This is a genomic window from Microcoleus sp. B6-A1 (assembly GCF_036705085.1).
Lineage (GTDB): Bacteria > Cyanobacteriota > Cyanobacteriia > Cyanobacteriales > Microcoleaceae > Microcoleus.
In genome coordinates, this window is the sequence record NZ_JAUBTU010000090.1 from 1 (window position 1) to 1,650 (window position 1,650).

The 1,650-nt window shown below is 44.1% G+C and carries 1 protein-coding gene; it reads left to right on the plus strand.

Going from position 1 to position 1,650, the window contains the following annotated elements; genetic code table 11:
• Positions 1–292 precede the first annotated feature (292 nt).
• The gene (locus QUB11_RS25295) at positions 293–1,609 is read left to right on the plus strand and encodes an ABC transporter substrate-binding protein (protein ID WP_333202243.1); all 1,317 of its coding nucleotides are present in this window, start codon (positions 293–295) and stop codon (positions 1,607–1,609) included.
• Positions 1,610–1,650: the final 41 nt, after the last annotated feature.

Consider the following 1,650-nt stretch of genomic DNA (forward strand, 5'->3'; position numbering starts at 1 on the left):
TTCAGATCGCACTCACTTTTTTCACTTCTCTATTTTATTGTGATCGCATTCCTCTTTAAAAACTGTCCGGAGTATTGTTAGACAATATTCTCAATATCTCTCTATAGATAGATGTCTACTAAACTCCCCTTCCACCTACTTAAATCAAAATTTGCACTCTTCACTCAACTATTATTAAGTAAGCTAAAGTTTACTTAAACTTTTATTGCACAAACTCGCTAAATCCAGCGAAACAAAAGAAAGCGAGTTATGAGAGAAATAAGGCGATCGCACCGCCATTTCTCAAAAGCCAATGCAAAAAATAAATTCCCCGCAGCAACGAAGCCATAAGCGTCCACGTCTTTTAGCCTTATTCGCTGCCACATTAGCCACCGTCTTACTTTTATTTATTCTGCCGGCACTGACTCAACAGCCAGTCGTGCTCACCATGTTAATGCAAGGTCAAGACCTTGTTAACTGGAGACCCTTTGTCAAAGAATTTGAACAGAAAAACCCCAACATTCGCATCAACCTCATAGAAGGGCCTTTCGACAGCAACCTCATAGAAAATCTTTACACATCTGCCTTTCTTTTAGGCGACTCGCCCTACGACATCATCAACATGGATATTGTCTGGGTTCCCAAATTTGCAGCCGCAGGTTGGGTAAGCGATTTGACAGACAGAATTTCCCCCGAACAACTATCAAAATTTATCCAAGGAAACGTCGAAGGCGGGCGGTATCGGGGCAAACTTTACCGAATTCCCCACGCTTCCGATGCCGGAATGCTTTATTACCGCAAAGACATTTTAGAACAAGCGAAAATTCCAGCGCCGAAAACCTTTGAAGAGATGGTAAAAATCTCTCAAAACTTGCAGAAACAGGGAAAAGCAACTTGGGGTTATCTGTGGCAAGGTAAACAATACGAGGGAGTATCTGCGATGTTTGTCGAGGTGCTATCCGGTTTCGGCGGCTTCTGGGCCAACCCTGAAAGTTTTGAAGTTGGGTTAGATAAACCGGAGGCAATTAAAGCAGTAGAATTTCTCAAAAATACGATCGCCTCTGGCATTTCTCCTCCGGGTGTCACCACCTACGGCGAAGAAGAAACCAGGCTGTTGTTTCAAAACGGTAAAGCGCTATTTTTGCGAAACTGGCCCTATGTTTGGAAGCTGGCAAATGCCGAAGGATCGAATGTTAGAGGCAAAATTGCGATCGAGCCAATGCTCAGCAGTACGGGTAAAACAGGCGGTTCCTGCTTGGGTGGCTGGGGCTGGGGAATTGCCAAAACCTCAAAACATCCAGAACAAGCGTGGAAAGCAATTCAGTACCTTACCAGCGAGGAAACCCAGCGCAAATTTATTATACAAACAGGTTTAATTCCTAGTTACAAATCGCTGTTTACCAACAAAGAAATAGTCGCCAAATATCCCCACTACCCGCAACTGCTAAAAGTAGTGGAACGGCCAGCTTTGCGCCCGCCCCTGGCACAATACGCTCAAGCTTCTGATATTTTGCAGCGTTATTTGAGTTCAGCTTTTACCGGGAGAATGAGTGCAGAACAAGCAATGAAAGCAGCCGCTAGCGAAACTCGTAATTTATTAGGCAGTTTGAAACAACCCCAAGCTTCGTAAATTTGACATCTTGCCTCTGTTAGAAACAGGCAAGATGCCTG

Coding starts and splice junctions, on each gene's coding strand:
- QUB11_RS25295 (WP_333202243.1), top strand. CDS start 293: ATGCAAAAAATAAATTCCCCGCAGCAACGAAGCCATAAGCGTCCACGT.